13 protein-coding genes are annotated in these 14,268 nt (G+C 63.9%); 9 read left to right on the top strand and 4 right to left on the bottom strand.

The window, feature by feature from the left end:
- Positions 1-10: 10 nt before the first annotated feature.
- A complete protein-coding gene (locus PQV96_RS14285) occupies positions 11-541 on the bottom strand; it encodes a cupredoxin domain-containing protein (protein WP_055398265.1) in 531 nt (176 codons plus the stop codon).
- 172 nt (positions 542-713) lie between these two features.
- Between PQV96_RS14285 and PQV96_RS14280 the strand changes: the two genes are divergently transcribed.
- Complete coding sequence (locus tag PQV96_RS14280) at positions 714-1,646, top strand: IS5-like element ISAav2 family transposase (protein WP_142083902.1); 933 nt, start codon at positions 714-716, stop codon at positions 1,644-1,646.
- Between the two features lie 125 nt (positions 1,647-1,771).
- Here the strand turns inward: PQV96_RS14280 and panC are convergent, their stop codons facing one another.
- Positions 1,772-2,632 carry a pantoate--beta-alanine ligase gene (panC, locus tag PQV96_RS14275; protein ID WP_207373939.1) on the bottom strand — a complete coding sequence of 287 codons (861 nt, stop codon included), beginning with the start codon at positions 2,630-2,632 and terminating at the stop codon, positions 1,772-1,774.
- A gap of 45 nt (positions 2,633-2,677) precedes the next feature.
- A complete protein-coding gene (gene panB, locus PQV96_RS14270; protein WP_207373940.1) occupies positions 2,678-3,568 on the bottom strand; it encodes a 3-methyl-2-oxobutanoate hydroxymethyltransferase in 891 nt (296 codons plus the stop codon).
- Between the two features lie 271 nt (positions 3,569-3,839).
- On the opposite strand from panB, the gene PQV96_RS14265 reads away from it, so the two are divergent.
- The 6 genes from PQV96_RS14265 to pabB all read left to right on the top strand — a co-directional run bounded on the left by PQV96_RS14265 (position 3,840) and on the right by pabB (position 10,763).
- Complete coding sequence (locus PQV96_RS14265) at positions 3,840-4,874, top strand: diguanylate cyclase domain-containing protein (protein WP_273623288.1); 1,035 nt, start codon at positions 3,840-3,842, stop codon at positions 4,872-4,874.
- A gap of 77 nt (positions 4,875-4,951) precedes the next feature.
- Complete coding sequence (locus PQV96_RS14260; protein ID WP_207373942.1) at positions 4,952-5,488, top strand: VOC family protein; 537 nt, start codon at positions 4,952-4,954, stop codon at positions 5,486-5,488.
- Positions 5,489-5,510: 22 nt separating this feature from the next.
- Positions 5,511-6,824: a fumarylacetoacetase gene (fahA, locus tag PQV96_RS14255; RefSeq protein WP_207373943.1), complete on the top strand. Its 1,314-nt coding sequence runs from the start codon at positions 5,511-5,513 to the stop codon at positions 6,822-6,824.
- 109 nt (positions 6,825-6,933) lie between these two features.
- Positions 6,934-7,782: a carboxylating nicotinate-nucleotide diphosphorylase gene (gene nadC / locus PQV96_RS14250; protein ID WP_207373944.1), complete on the top strand. Its 849-nt coding sequence runs from the start codon at positions 6,934-6,936 to the stop codon at positions 7,780-7,782.
- Positions 7,779-8,909: a quinolinate synthase NadA gene (gene nadA / locus PQV96_RS14245; RefSeq protein WP_273623278.1), complete on the top strand. Its 1,131-nt coding sequence runs from the start codon at positions 7,779-7,781 to the stop codon at positions 8,907-8,909. Before nadC ends, nadA begins: the two co-directional genes overlap by 4 nt.
- Before the next feature lie 69 nt (positions 8,910-8,978).
- Complete coding sequence (gene pabB, locus PQV96_RS14240; protein ID WP_273623276.1) at positions 8,979-10,763, top strand: aminodeoxychorismate synthase component I; 1,785 nt, start codon at positions 8,979-8,981, stop codon at positions 10,761-10,763.
- A gap of 7 nt (positions 10,764-10,770) precedes the next feature.
- Here the strand turns inward: pabB and PQV96_RS14235 are convergent, their stop codons facing one another.
- Positions 10,771-11,694 (bottom strand): LysR family transcriptional regulator, encoded by a 924-nt coding sequence (locus tag PQV96_RS14235; protein ID WP_273623274.1) that lies wholly within the window; start codon positions 11,692-11,694, stop codon positions 10,771-10,773.
- A gap of 175 nt (positions 11,695-11,869) precedes the next feature.
- On the opposite strand from PQV96_RS14235, the gene PQV96_RS14230 reads away from it, so the two are divergent.
- Positions 11,870-12,919: an IS110 family RNA-guided transposase gene (locus PQV96_RS14230; RefSeq protein WP_027814485.1), complete on the top strand. Its 1,050-nt coding sequence runs from the start codon at positions 11,870-11,872 to the stop codon at positions 12,917-12,919.
- 323 nt (positions 12,920-13,242) lie between these two features.
- A complete protein-coding gene (locus PQV96_RS14225) occupies positions 13,243-14,214 on the top strand; it encodes a tripartite tricarboxylate transporter substrate binding protein (RefSeq protein ID WP_420482151.1) in 972 nt (323 codons plus the stop codon).
- Positions 14,215-14,268 lie beyond the last annotated feature (54 nt).

Genomic DNA, 14,268 nt, shown 5'->3' with positions numbered 1-14,268 from the left:
TGTGCTGTCATTAATGCTTGTGGCCTGCGGCCGCACCGGCTTTGGGCGCGGCTCCAGTGGCGCCAGCAGTTTCGGCGACGGTCACCAGGCCCTTCATGCCGGCGTCGTAGTGGCCAGGCTGCAGGCAGGCGAAGTCAACTTTGCCCGCCTTGGTGAATTGCCAGACGACTTCACCGGTTTTGCCCGGAGCGACCGTGACCATATTCGCATCGGCATGCTCCATTTCGGGCATTTTCATCATCATGGCGTAGTGTTCCTTGAGTTCTTTTGGTGTACCCAGCACCATTTCATGCTTGATTTTGCCGGAGTTTTTGACCACGAACCTTATCGTCTCCCCCTGTTTGACGGCAATGTCCGCCGAAGAAAATCGCATGTTGTCGGTCATGTCGATGTTGATAGTTCGGCTGACGTTGGCCGTCTTTCCAGGCTGACCGATGGCGACCTCGTCGTGACCGCCCCCGTGTGAACCAGCGGCAAAGGTTAGCGCTGATACAGCGGAAAGGGCAAAGGCAAGCGTGGCGGTACGAAGATGGTTTGTCATGAAAAGTCCTAAATGATGTGAATGAAAACTGTAAATATATGCCATATGGCGATCACCCGACCCGTGTGGCTACGCCACTCAATTGGCGTATTCCTTGCGAAAAGCGTGACGCTCCTCATGGGACAGGGCGTTGTTGCACAAATGCCGGTCGCAGCTGATGTCGGCTCGGGAGATGAGAGAGACGAGCTGGGGTCGGGTTAAGTACCGCACAACGAACTGGAAGGCTTACAACGCAGCGTTGAAGGCGCGAGGTGAGCTGACCATTTGGCTCGATAGGGATATGCAGTGGCTAGCTCAGCCCACGGGCAAGCGTGGTCGTTGCCAAAAATTCTCAGATGCGGCCATTCAGTTTTGCCTGACCATCAAGTGCTTGTTTGGCCAGCCCTTGCGCCAGACACTGGGCCTGGTTGAGTCGCTATTGGGTATGGCAGGCCTGGATTGGCCAGTGCCCGACTACAGCACGGTGTGTCGCAGGCAAAAGAGCTTGGATGTGCAGGTGCGCTACCGTGCAAGTGACAAAGGCTTGCACATGCTGGCCGACTCCACGGGCATCAAGTTCTTGGGCGAAGGTGAGTGGAAAACCAAAAAGCACGGCGCACAGCGGCGCCGCCAGTGGCGCAAGGTGCATCTGGGTATTGATGCCCAGACACTGCAGATTCGGGCCATCGCAGTAACAACCAATGAAGTGGGCGACTCGCCCATGGCAGCAGACCTGCTAGGTCAAATTCCAAGCAATGAAGAGATAGCTAGCTTTACCGGTGATGGGGCGTACGACACGCAGGATGTACATAAGGCGTGCTACCTGCGGGGAGCCATTCCAATCATCCCGCCGCGCAAAGGAGCGAAGCTGCGCAAAGGGCTGGCATTTGCTCACCGCAATGAAGCGGTCAAGGCGTGTAGGCAGTTGGGGCGGGCTATCTGGAAACGCTGGAGCGGCTACCACCGAAGGTCATTGGTGGAGACCAAGATGAATTGCTTCAAGCGCCTGGGCGAGAAGGTCATGGCCAGGACGTTTGAGCGCCAGGTGACCGAGCTGCACATCCGAGCTTCAATCCTCAATCAATTTACCGCTCTGGGCACGCCCCAGACGGTCGCTGCTGCGTAAATCTATTTGGGATTGGGGATGCCTTGGCCTATGGCCGATTTATGCAACAAAGCCTAGTGGGTGCGCCGGGTTCGCTCGATCGCCTTGCTTACCGCGTCAAGGGCTATTGCGCGGGGCTCGGTAGATCAAAACTCCAGGTTGTCAATCAGCCGCGTGCTGCCCAGCCGGGCTGCGCCCAGGGCTACCAGGGTGCCGGGGCCGTCGTGGGCGGTGGCGGGTTGCAGGTCGGCGCGGCGGCGCACGGTGAGGTAGTCGGGCTGCCAGCCACGGGCGCGCAGCACGTCCATGGCCTGCGCCTCCAGCGCGTGGGGTGGGGCGGTGAGGTCGCTGTGTTGCAGGGCCTGCAGCCAGCGTTCACTCAGGTGTTGCAGGGCTTGCGACAGGGCCACGGCTTCCTGGCGCTCTTGCAGGCTTAGATACCCGTTGCGAGAGCTCAGGGCCAGGCCATCGGGTGCGCGTGCGGTGTCGCCCGCCACGATGGTGATGGGCAGCGCAAACTGCTGCACCATCTGGCGGATGACCATGAGCTGCTGGTAGTCCTTCTTGCCAAACACGGCCACGCCGCCGGTTTGGCCCAGCACGCAGGCAAACAGCTTCATCACCACGGTGGCCACGCCGGTGAAAAAGCCGGGGCGAAACTGGCCTTCCAGCAGGTCGGCCAGTGCGGCGTCGGGGTGCACCTTGAAGGTTTGGGGCTGGGGGTACAGGTCGGCCTCGCGCGGGGCAAACAGCACGTCGCAGCCTGCGGCTTGCAGGGCGGCGCAGTCGGCTTCCCAGGTGCGGGGGTAGCTGTCAAAGTCTTCGTGCGGCAAGAACTGCAGGCGGTTTACGAAGATGCTGGCCACCGTCACATCGCCCAGGGGCTTGGCCTGGCGCACCAGGCTGATGTGGCCTTCGTGCAGGTTGCCCATGGTGGGCACAAAGGCGGGGCGGCGGTAGGGGGCCAGGGCCTGGCGCAGTTCGTCGATGGTGTGGGTGATGAGCATGGGGCGGGGCTTTGTATTTGTATTCAAAAGGGCTTACCAGGCGACTTACCAGGCGTGCAATGCGTTGTCGGGAAAGCGGCCTTGTTTGACGGCTTGCACATAGGCTTCCATGGCCCCGCGCACGCTGCCAGCGTCTTGCATGAAGTTGTGGACGAATTTTGGCATCTTGCCCAGGTTCATGCCCAGCATGTCGTGCAACACCAGCACCTGGCCTGCGGTGCCGTTGCCTGCGCCAATGCCTATGGTGTGGCAGTGGGGCAGCTCGGTGGTCAGCTCTGCGGCCAGGGGGGCGGGCACCATCTCCAGCACCAGCATGGTGGCACCGGCGTTTTGCAGGTCGTGGGCGTCTTTGCGCAGGGTGCGGGCGGCTTCGTCGGTTTTGCCTTGCACGCGGTAGCCGCCCAGGGCGTGCACGGTTTGGGGCGTCAGCCCCAGGTGGGCGCACACGGGCACGCCGCGCTGCACCAAAAATTCCACCGTCGGCGCCGTCCAGCCACCGCCTTCGAGCTTGACCATGTGCGCGCCCGCCTGCATCAGCGTGCAGGCGCTGCGCAGGGCTTGTTCGCGGCTTTCTGCGTAGGTGCCGTAGGGCAGGTCGGCCACCAGCCAGGCGGTGCCTTGCACGCGCTGCAGGCCACGGGCCACGCTGGCGGTGTGGTAGGCCATGGTGTCGAGCGTGACGCCCACGGTGCTGGGCAGGCCCTGGCACACCATGCCGAGCGAGTCGCCCACCAGGATGCAGTCCACGCCCGCCGCGTCGGCCACGGCGGCAAAGGTGGCGTCGTAGGCGGTGAGCATGGTGATTTTTTCACCGGCCTCGCGCATCTGCGCCAGGCGCGGCAGGCTTACGGGGCGGCGCTGGGGCAGGGGCGATGCGGGCGGCAGCGTGCCGTAGGGCGTGGCGCTGGGCGGCTGGGGGGCAGTGGTGGCGGTCATGCGGGGTCACCCTTAGGGTGTTGTCTCTGAAAAAAATTGCCGCGAGTCTATGACAGTGCGGGCTGCGCAGTGGTTGGCCCGGGGTGTGGTGGGGCCATAGCGCAAGGCGCAGCCGCTTGCGTGCTGCGGATTGTGACCAGGGTGTTGGCGCATGATTGGCTGCAAAATGGCCGCCGAACATGAATGAAAACCGCGCTGACGCGGTGGGTGGGCGGGGCAGTCAAACGCAGAAGTGGGGGGTGTAACGTTGGGTGTGAACACAGGGCAGACGATGGCGATTCTTCAGAACACGGATTTGAGAATTTTGGTGGTGGATGACCAGGATTCAGTACGCAGCCATTTGTCCCAAGAGTTGTTGCGCATGGGCGTGAAGCAGGTGTTGGAGGCCGCTTCAGCCGAAGAGGCGTTGGCCGTTTTTGAACAGCACCAACCCGACCTGGTGCTGCTGGACATCCTGATGCCGGGCAACAACGGATACTGGATTGCTGAGCGCATTCGCGACCTGGAAGATGGCCGCTGGACCCCCATCATTTTTCTGACCGGTATGGACCGCGATGAAGACCTGTGGGAGGGCATTCGGGCCGGGGGCGACGACTACCTGGTCAAGCCCGTGCGGGCCACGGTGCTGGCCGCCAAGATCCGCGCCATGCAGCGCCTGTTGACCATGCAGCGAAGGCTGGTGACGGTAACGGAGGAGCTGTACGAAGCCAACCGCCAGTTGAATTCGCTGATCGAGCGCGATGCGCTGACGGGGCTCGTCAACCGCCGGGGCTTTGACCGGGTGCTGCACGAGCAGATTCGCCTGGCCCGGCGTGAGAGCAAGCCGCTCACGCTGATGATGTGCGACATCGACTTCTTCAAGCAATACAACGACAACCTGGGCCACCCTGAGGGTGACAAGTGCCTGAAGGCCGTGGCCAATATGCTGGCGCGGACTTGCCAGCGCCCTGGCGATTTGGCCTGCCGAGTGGGGGGCGAGGAGTTTGCGCTGATCCTGCCGAACACGCCCCGTTCAGGCGCCATGATGTTTGCCCGAGCGCTCACCGAGCTGCTGGCCAGCGGCAAGCTGCCGCACCCGGCGTCGCCGGTGTCGCCGTATGTGACGGTGTCTGGCGGCATCACGACCTGTGTGCCCGACGAAAGCACCACGTCCATGGGCATGGCGACCCGGGCCGATGAGGCGCTGTACGCCGCGAAGGCGCTGGGGCGCAACCACTTCTTCAGCTACGAGCTGCAGGTCACGGCCAAAGATCACTTGGCGCACAGCGCTGATCGCGCGCGGCTGCACACACCGCCCATCGTCTGATGCCGTGGTGCGGGCTGCGCTGCAGGAGCTGTGACCCTCTTAGAACCCGTTCAAAGTTTTAACCCCAGGAGCTTTCCATGCTGGTTCAAAAAATTCACCATGTTGCCTACCGCTGCAAAGACGCCAAAGAAACCGTGGACTGGTACGTCAAGCACCTGGACATGAAGTTCGTGCTGGCCATTGCCGAAAACGAAGTGCCTTCCACCAAGGCGCCCGACCCCTACATGCACGTCTTTCTGGATGCAGGTGATGGCAATGTGCTGGCCTTCTTTGAGTTGCCCAGCCAGCCGTCCATGGACCGCGACCGCAACACGCCCGCGTGGGTGCAGCATCTGGCGCTGAAGGTGGATTCGATGGACACGCTGCTGGCCACCAAGGCGCGGCTGGAAGCTGCGGGTATTGAAGTGGTGGGCCCCACGGACCACACCATCTTCAAGAGCATCTACTTCTTCGACCCCAACGGCCACCGCCTGGAGCTGGCCGCCGACGTGGGCACGCCCGAGATGTACGCCAAGCTGGACGAGGTGAAGTGGGACATGCTGCAGGAGTGGAGCGAAACCCGCCGCGCGCCCCGCCACGCCGCGTGGATGCACGACGGCAGCATGGCGCAGTAAGGCAACCGCCCGAAAGAACCCCATGAACCTGTTGAACGAAACCCATGACCCCAGCCTGCGGAGTTGGGTGGCCAGCGCGAATGCTGCTGGCAACGACTTTCCGCTGCAAAACCTGCCGTTTGCGGTGTTCCGCCGCAAGGGCAGCGGTGAAGCTTTTAGGGGCGGCGTAGCCATTGGCGACCAGATTCTGGATTTGGCCGCCGCAGCAGCCAGCGGCGCCTTCACGGGCGTGGCGGCCACGGCTGCGCAAGCGGGCGCGCAAGACAAGCTCAACGCCCTGATGGCTTTGGGCGAAGCCGCCTGGCGCGCCCTGCGCCTGGCCTTGTCGTGCGCGCTGCGCGAGGGCAGTGCCCAGCAGGCGGCGTTGCAAGGCTGCCTGGTGCCCCAGGCCGAGGCCGAGTACGACGTGCCCGCCCGCATTGGCGACTACACCGATTTCTACACCTCGGTGTACCACGCCACCAACATCGGCAAGCAGTTCCGCCCCGACAACCCGCTGCTGCCCAACTACAAATGGGTGCCGATTGGCTACCACGGCCGCGCATCCAGTATTGGTGTGTCGGGCCAGGCGTTTCATCGCCCCAAGGGGCAGACCATGCCCCCCGGCGCCGAAATGCCCGTGGTGGGCCCCTGCAAGCGGCTCGACATTGAGCTGGAGCTGGGCATCTTCGTGGGCGAAGGCAATGCGCTGGGCCATGCTGTGCCCATCACGCAGGCCGAGCAGCATGTGTTTGGCATCTGCCTGCTCAACGACTGGTCTGCGCGCGACATCCAGGGCTGGGAATACCAGCCGCTCGGCCCGTTCCTGTCCAAAAACTTCGCCACCACCATTTCCCCCTGGGTGGTGACTTTGGAAGCGCTGGCCCCGTACCGCGTGGCGTTCACCCGGCCCGAGGGCGACCCGGCCCCACTGCCTTACCTCGACTCACCCGCCAACCAGGCCCAGGGCGCGTTCGACATTCAGCTGCAGGTGGGCGTGCGCACGCCGCGCATGGCGCAGGCCGGGCAGGGCGATGCCACCATCTGCCGCACCAGCTACCGCCATGCGTACTGGACCATTGCCCAGATGCTGGCGCACCACACGGTCAACGGCTGCAACCTGCAGCCGGGCGACTTGCTGGGCAGCGGCACCTTGTCGGGCCCTACGCTCGATCAAGCCGGGGCATTGATTGAGCTGACCACTGGCGGCAAGAACCCCGTGCAGCTGCCCGGCGGCGAGCAGCGCGTGTTTCTGGAAGACGGTGACGCCGTGGTGATTCGCGGCTGGTGCGAAAAGCCGGGCGCTGCGCGCGTGGGCTTTGGTGAGTGCTGGGGCACGGTGCTGCCCGCACTTTGAAGCAAGCGGCCCAGCACCAGGGCGGTGCGGGGTAGACCGCGCCATGGGTTTTGCAATGCGGCTATGCTCCCGGGCCATGACAGCAGTGTTACAACCCGCGACCACCCCCATGAACGACAACGACGTAACGGCCCTGGCCCAGGCCGACGTAGCCCGCGCCCTGGCCGAAGACGTAGGCGCTGGCGACCTGACGGCTGGCCTGATTGACCCCGCCCGCCGTGCCCGCGCTCGCATCCTGGCGCGTGAAGAGGCCGTGATTTGCGGCGCCCCCTGGGCCGAAGCCGCCCTGCGGGCGCTGGACCCCACCGTGCAGATCACCTGGCATGTGCAGGAGGGCCAGCGTTGCGCCCCCGACCAGGTGGTGCTGGAGCTGGAAGGCAATGCCCGCGCCTTGCTGAGCGCCGAGCGCACTGCGTTGAATTTTTTGCAACTGCTGTCGGCCGTGGCCACCAAAACGCGCATTTATGTAGATGTGGTGGCGGGCACCCGCGCCCACATCGTGGACACGCGCAAGACCATACCCGGCCTGCGCCTGGCGCAAAAGTACGCTGTGCGCGTGGGCGGTGGCACCAATCACCGCATCGGCTTGCACGATGCGGTGCTCATCAAAGAGAACCACATCGCCGCTGCAGGTGGCGTGACGGCGGTGCTGAAAGCTGCGCAGGCAGTGGCCGCCCAGGCCAGCTTCATCGAGATTGAAGTGGAAACGCTGGAGCAACTGGCCGAGGCGTTGGATGCTGGCGCGAAGATGGTGCTGCTCGACAACATGCCGCTGCCCATGCTGCGTGAGGCGGTGCGCATCAACGCAGGTCGCGCGATTCTCGAAATCTCTGGCGGCGTGACGTTGGAAGGTCTGCGCGAACTGGCCGAAACCGGCGTGGACCGTATCTCCATCGGCACGCTGACCAAGGATGTGAAGGCGACCGACTTCTCGATGCGCCTGCAGGAGCTGGCATGAGTACCACCACCATGAACCGTATTGACGTCGAGTACGAGCAGCCCGACGAAGCAGCTGCGGGCTCTGTCTGCTCCACCAAACACGCCTGGGCGCGTGTGCCGCCCGAGCCTTCGCAGGCCGAGCGCGTGGCTTTGAAAGACAAGATTCGCCGCTTGCTGAAAGAGAAAAACGCTGTCATGGTGTCGCACTACTACGTGCACCCCGACCTGCAGGATTTGGCCGAGGAAACCGGCGGCATCGTCAGCGATTCGCTGGAGATGGCCCGCTTTGGCCGTGACCACGCGGCGCAGACGCTGGTGGTGAGCGGTGTGCGTTTCATGGGCGAGACGGCGAAGATTCTGAGCCCGGAAAAGACCGTGCTCATGCCTGATCTGGACGCCACCTGCAGCCTAGACCTGGGCTGCCCCATTGACGAGTTCAGCGCGTTTTGTGACCAGCACCCGGACCGCACCGTGGTGGTCTACGCCAATACCAGCGCGGCAGTGAAGGCGCGGGCTGACTGGCTTGTGACATCGAGCTGCGCGCTGGAGATCGTGAGTGCCCTCAAAGCCGCAGGCCAGAAAATTCTGTGGGCCCCTGACCGCCACCTGGGCGCCTACATTCAGCGCGAAACGGGCGCGGACATGGTGTTTTGGAACGGCGCCTGCATCGTGCATGACGAGTTCAAGGCGCTGGAGCTGGAGCTGCTCAAAAAAGAGCACCCGAATGCCAAGGTGCTGGTCCACCCCGAAAGCCCCGCCGACGTGGTGGCCCTGGCCGATGCCGTGGGCTCCACCAGCGCCATCCTCAAGGCCGCGCGCGAGATGGATGCCACCGAGTTCATCGTCGCCACCGACAACGGCATGATGCACAAGCTGCGCACGCTCAACCCCGGCAAGACGTTTTACGAAGCCCCCACCGCAGGCAACAGCGCCACCTGCAAGAGCTGCGCGCACTGCCCCTGGATGGCCATGAACGGCCTGGCCGACGTGGCCCGTGTGCTGGAAACAGGTGCCAATGCCGTGCAGGTAGACCCTGCACTGATTCCGCGCGCACGCCAGCCCATTGACCGGATGCTGGCGTTCACGGAGGCTCTCAAGAACGGTCAGCCCACCGGGAGCCTGGTACCCCACTTGGGCGCAGCTTGATTATTTTGCTATTTATTTGATAGCTGATTGTGCTTTCTGGATAAGCGCTAGAGGCCTCTGGAGCTTTCAATGACCCTGGTTGCAACGCCCGGCACCTGGATCGACTTCACCCAGCCGCGCGCGGCGGGCAACCTGCGCCTGCGTGGGCGGTGGGGGGCTCCAGCCCGCGTGCTGGTCGCCCATCACATCGACGAAGTCAAGCCCGTGCTGGAGGCCGTGCACGCCGCCGCCGAAGCAGGTCACTGGTGCGTAGGCCATGTGCGCTATGAAGCAGCACCGGCCTTCGACGCGGCACTGCAGGTGCACGCGGCAGACGGCCCGCTGGTGTGGTTTGAGGTGCATGACGGTGCACCGTCTGCATGGCCGTCGGCCCAAGCCGCTGGCCACGCAGAGGCCCGCGCCACCTGGCTGCCCACATTGGCCCGGCCAGACTTTGATGCCGCAATCGCGCGCATCCACCAGGCCATTGGTGACGGCGAGCTGTACCAGGTCAACTACACCGCACCCTGGATGGGCACGGTCACCGGTGAGGGCACCGCCTTGTTCGACGCCTTGCTGCGCGCCCAGCCCGGCGGCTATGCCGCGTGCTTCACCGCGGGCGACGAGCAGGTGCTGAGCGTATCGCCCGAGCTGTTTTTTGACTGGCAGGCCAGCGCGGCTGGCGGCAGCATTCTGGCCCGCCCCATGAAGGGCACGGCCGCGCGCGGTGCCACGCCGGCGCTGGACGCGGCTGCCGCCGAGCGCCTGCGCGCATCGCCCAAAGAGCGGGCCGAAAACGTGATGATCGTGGACCTGCTGCGCAACGACCTCTCACGCATTGCCGAGCCGCACACGGTGCGGGTGCCCGAGTTGTTCCACACCCAGGCGCTGCCCACCGTGTGGCAGATGACGTCTGACGTGCAGGCCCGCACCCGCAGTGGCCTGCGGCTGCCAGATGTGTTTGCTGCCTTGTTCCCGTGCGGATCGGTCACCGGTGCGCCCAAGGTGCGGGCGATGCAGCTCATCCGTGAGCTGGAACGCCAGCCCCGGGGCATCTACTGCGGCGCCATCGGCGTGGTGCGGCCAGATGGCCACGGCGGCATTGCCGCGACCTTCAATGTGCCCATTCGAACCGTGGTGATGCGCGGCACCCAGGCCCGATGCAGCATCGGCAGCGGTATCACCGCAAGCGCAGAGGCGGGTGCCGAGTGGCAAGAATGGCTGCACAAGCAGGCTTTTCTGGCGCGGGCGAGCAAACCGTTCGAGGTGCTGGAAACCCTGGCGCTGGTCGATGGTGTCTATCGCCATCAGGCAGAGCACCTGGCCCGTATGGCTGAGGCGGCGCAGCACTTTGGCTACCCCTGGCAGCCCGCTGCCGTTCACGCGTGCCTTCAGGCACCGGCAGCGCAGCATGGCAGCGGCCCGTGGCGCGTGCGCCTGTTGCTGGACCGCTTTGGCCAGCCACGCGCAGAAGCCTTTGCCTTGCAACCCACGGCAAGCCCGGTGCGATTGCAGCTGGCCCCCCGGCCCCTGGCCGAGGCGCATGGCGAATGGGTGCGCTTCAAAACCACCCGGCGTGCGCACTATGCAGCCTTTGCGCCAGCGCCGGGCAGCGGCATCTTTGACACCGTGCTCTTCAACGCAGAAGGCGAAATCACGGAGTCAACCTTCGGTAACCTGGCGATGCAGATGGACGACGGCCGCTGGCTCACGCCACCGCTGGGCTGTGGCCTGCTGCCGGGCGTGGGGCGTGCAGTGGCCTTGCGGGAAGGCCGGGTGCAGGAAGGCGTGGTGCGCGTGCACGACCTGCACCGCGTGCGCCGCTGGGCCTTCATCAACAGCCTGCGTGGCTGGCTGGATGCGGAACTGGTCTAGTGCCTGTTCACACCAGCGACGGTTTGAGGTGCTGCCGCGCCATGGCCAGAAACGCCATGGCGGCGGGGCTGAGCGGTTGCTTGGCCAAGCGGATCGCCACGATAGGAAACTCCAGCACCGGCCGCACGATGGGCACGGCGTGCAGGTCGGGTGGCATCAGGCGTGCCACATAGCGCGGCAGCAGCGCCACTCCGGCGCCCGCCTGGATCATGCCGAACGCGGTGGTCAACATCGACACATGGTGCACCACCTGCGGGTACACATTGGCCGCGGCGCTCAGCTCACGGCTGATGGCGCGCCACACCACGGCGTCAGGGTTCACGTGCACCAGGGGCAGGCCGTCCAGGTCCCGCCCTTGCACGCTGGCGCGTTGGGCCAGCGGGTGGTCGTGCCGCAGGAACAGCGCCATGCGTTCGCTGAACAGCCGCTCGGTGGCTAGCTCGGAATGCGTCTGGCCAATGTCGGAGCCCAGCGCCAAATCGGCTTCGCGCGAGAGCACCTGCGCCACCATCTGCGCGGCATTGCTGTCGTGCAGCGTGGCCACCAGCTGCGGGTGCGCTGCTGAAAAGCGGGTGAGCAACGCAGGCAGCAAGGCACCGGCCGTGAGGTGACCCACGGCCACCACCACGCGGCCTTCCTGCAGCTGCGCCTGCGAGCGGCAGGCGTGCACCGATTCGTCAATCATGCGCAGAGCGCGCTGCGCGGTGTCGGCCATCATCTGTCCCGCATCGGTGAGCCGAATGCGCCGCCCGCGCACCACCAGCGGCTGGCCCAGTTGCTGCTCCATGCGCTTGATGAGGTGGCTCACGGCGGGCTGCGTCAGCTGCAGCGCATCGGCCGCCAGCGTGAAGCTGCCCGTCTGCGCAATCGCCGCCAGGGCGCGGAACTGCTGCAGCGAGACTTCATCAGGCGTCGCAAAAGTGGGTTTCATGACGTGGCGTCATAGTGAAATAACTTTGATTATCTGTTTTGATGGATCAACAGCGCCTACATTGGGGCTTGAAAGATCCTGAACCAATGGGATGGACGCCCCCACCCTAAACGGCATCGAAAGTGCCACAGTGGAGATGTCAGTTTTTCCACCTCAACGAGCAGGAGCGTCCACCATGAAGATTACAACCATTGGCATCGATTTGGCCAAGAATGTGTTCCAGGTCCACGGCGTGGATGAGCACGGCAAAGCCGTGTTCAACAAGCCGCTCAAGCGCGAACAGATGGCTGCCTTCTTCGTGAACCTGCCGCCCTGCCTGATTGGCATGGAAGCCTGCGGCAGCGCCCACCACTGGGCGCGCAAGCTTCAGGGCATGGGCCACACCGTGCGCCTGATGGCACCCCAGTTCGTCAAGCCCTACGTCAAGACCAACAAGAACGATGCAGCCGATGCGGCTGCCATCTGCGAAGCCGTCACCCGCCCGAGCATGCGCTTCGTACCGATCAAGAACGTGGAGCAGCAAGGCGTGCTGGCCCTGCACCGGGTGCGCCAGGGCTTTGTCAAGGCCCGCACTGCACAGGCCAACCAGATCCGGGGCCTGCTGGCCGAGTTTGGGGTGATCGTTCCCCAAGGCATAGGCCACATTACCCAACGGGTGCCAATGCTCATTGAGGATGCAGCCAACGAGTTGCCCGGCGTGTTTAGACTGTTGATACAACGTCTGCTCGAGCACCTCAAGGAGCTTGACTGCCAGGTGCAGGAGCTGGAGGCACAAATCGTGGCCTGGCACCGCCAAAGCGACTTGAGTCGCAAACTCGGGCAGATCCCCGGCATTGGCCCCATCACGGCCTGCGCATTGGTGGCATCTCTGGGGGATGCAAAGAACTTCAAGGATGGCAGGCAGGTGGCAGCCTGGCTAGGGCTGGTGCCACGCCAACACTCCAGCGGGGGCAAACAAAACCTGCTGGGTATCAGCAAACGGGGCGACACGTATTTGCGCACCTTGCTGATTCACGGAGCGCGCTCGGTGATCTATCACGCCCAGAAAAAAGACCAGCACCAAGGCCAGGGCAGCGCGCAGTGTGGCTGGCTCAATGGTGTGCTGCAGCGGCGCAACAAGAACGTAGCGGCGGTGGCGCTGGCCAACAAGAATGCCCGCATCGTGTGGGCGTTGCTCGCGCATGACAGGAGCTACGAGCCGGGCTACGTACGAGAGTCGGTCTGAGCAACTAGCGCCGGCACGACAAGAACGAGGAGCGGGAGAAAACCAACCGATTGCTCAAGCAATCATGAAGTGATGGCAAGACAGGTCAGACCGTGGTGGATGAAATCCGATAAGAACGTGGCACTTGGAGTGCGTTGAACCGATAGGACCTCCACCAGCGATTCCCATCAGGGACCGTGGCTCGCGCCACAACAAGTCCGGATATACGGGTGCAATCTTTACCTTCTTGGCAGCAGTGAGTGAGGGCTTGGCTTATTCGGGGCGTCCATATAGGGTTCTACAGGCCCTGAGTTGTTGTTGTCCCCCTTGTGAGGAATCGATCCATGATCCGTCGCCACCACTTTCTGCGCGGCCTGGCCGCAGCCCTGGCGCTGGGCGCCGCCATGCCAGCCGCCCTGGCCCAGTCCAGCAAACCCATCCGCTTGGTCGTTCCATTCCCGGCAGGCGGTGCCACCGACCTGTTTGCGCGAACCCTGTCGCAAAAAATGGGCGAGCGCTTGGGTACTTCCATCGTGATCGACAACAAGCCTGGCGCAGGTGGCAGCCTGGGTTCAGACATGGCGGCCAAGGCGGCTGCGGACGGCCAGACCTTGCTGTTCACCACCACCAGCACCCATTCCATCGGCCCCGCCATTGGCGCCAAGCTGCCGTATGACACGGTGCGCGACTTCACGCCCATCGCCCATGTGGGCAATGCGCCCAGCATCATGTTGGTGCCCAACAGCTCGCCTGCGAAGACGGTGAAAGAGTGGATCGAGTACGCCAAGAAGAACCCCGGCAAGCTCAATTACGCCTCCAGTGGCAACGGCACCATCGTGCAGCTGACGGCTGAGCTGTTCAAGGCCCAGGCGGGCGTATTCGTCACGCACATCCCCTACAAGGGCACGGGCTTGGCGATTCCTGATCTGGTGGCTGGGCAGCTGGATGTGTTGTTTGACTCGCTGCCCACCGGCATGCCCCATGTGCGCGATGGGCGTTTGCGTGCCCTGGCTGTCACCACGCTCAAGCGAACCCCGCTGGCCCCTGATTTGCCCCCTGTGGCCGACACGCTGCCCGGTTTCGAGTCCAGCACCTGGTTTGGCCTGTATGGCCCCAAGGGCTTGCCTGCCGAGGTGGTCAACCGGGTGAACACCGCTGCCAACCAGGCACTGAGCGACCCTGAGGTGCGCGCCAAGCTCACCACCCTGGGCATTGAACCCGTGACCAGCACGCCTGCGCAGTTCGCCAAGATGGTGGCTGACGACCAAGCCAAGTGGAGACGCATCATTGCCGAGCGCAAGATCGTCAATGAATAAACCACTGCTTCACCGCTGCTTCATACCCAGCCACACCCGTTTCCCGGAGACCGC

The sequence above is a fragment of the Acidovorax temperans genome (assembly GCF_028596105.1).
Classification (GTDB): Bacteria; Pseudomonadota; Gammaproteobacteria; order Burkholderiales; family Burkholderiaceae_C; genus Acidovorax; species Acidovorax temperans.
The sequence above is the reverse complement of the archived record's forward strand: the minus strand, read 5'-3'. Positions and strand labels throughout refer to the sequence as shown.

Bases quoted from the DNA above. Each gene is read 5' to 3' on its own strand.
- PQV96_RS14285 (WP_055398265.1), bottom strand. From the start codon at position 541: ATGACAAACCATCTTCGTACCGCCACGCTTGCCTTTGCCCTTTCCGCT.
- PQV96_RS14280 (WP_142083902.1), top strand. From the start codon at position 714: ATGAGAGAGACGAGCTGGGGTCGGGTTAAGTACCGCACAACGAACTGG.
- panC (WP_207373939.1), bottom strand. From the start codon at position 2,632: ATGCTCATCACCCACACCATCGACGAACTGCGCCAGGCCCTGGCCCCC.
- panB (WP_207373940.1), bottom strand. From the start codon at position 3,568: ATGACCGCCACCACTGCCCCCCAGCCGCCCAGCGCCACGCCCTACGGC.
- PQV96_RS14265 (WP_273623288.1), top strand. From the start codon at position 3,840: ATGGCGATTCTTCAGAACACGGATTTGAGAATTTTGGTGGTGGATGAC.
- PQV96_RS14260 (WP_207373942.1), top strand. From the start codon at position 4,952: ATGCTGGTTCAAAAAATTCACCATGTTGCCTACCGCTGCAAAGACGCC.
- fahA (WP_207373943.1), top strand. From the start codon at position 5,511: ATGAACCTGTTGAACGAAACCCATGACCCCAGCCTGCGGAGTTGGGTG.
- nadC (WP_207373944.1), top strand. From the start codon at position 6,934: ATGAACGACAACGACGTAACGGCCCTGGCCCAGGCCGACGTAGCCCGC.
- nadA (WP_273623278.1), top strand. From the start codon at position 7,779: ATGAGTACCACCACCATGAACCGTATTGACGTCGAGTACGAGCAGCCC.
- pabB (WP_273623276.1), top strand. From the start codon at position 8,979: ATGACCCTGGTTGCAACGCCCGGCACCTGGATCGACTTCACCCAGCCG.
- PQV96_RS14235 (WP_273623274.1), bottom strand. From the start codon at position 11,694: ATGAAACCCACTTTTGCGACGCCTGATGAAGTCTCGCTGCAGCAGTTC.
- PQV96_RS14230 (WP_027814485.1), top strand. From the start codon at position 11,870: ATGAAGATTACAACCATTGGCATCGATTTGGCCAAGAATGTGTTCCAG.
- PQV96_RS14225 (WP_420482151.1), top strand. From the start codon at position 13,243: ATGATCCGTCGCCACCACTTTCTGCGCGGCCTGGCCGCAGCCCTGGCG.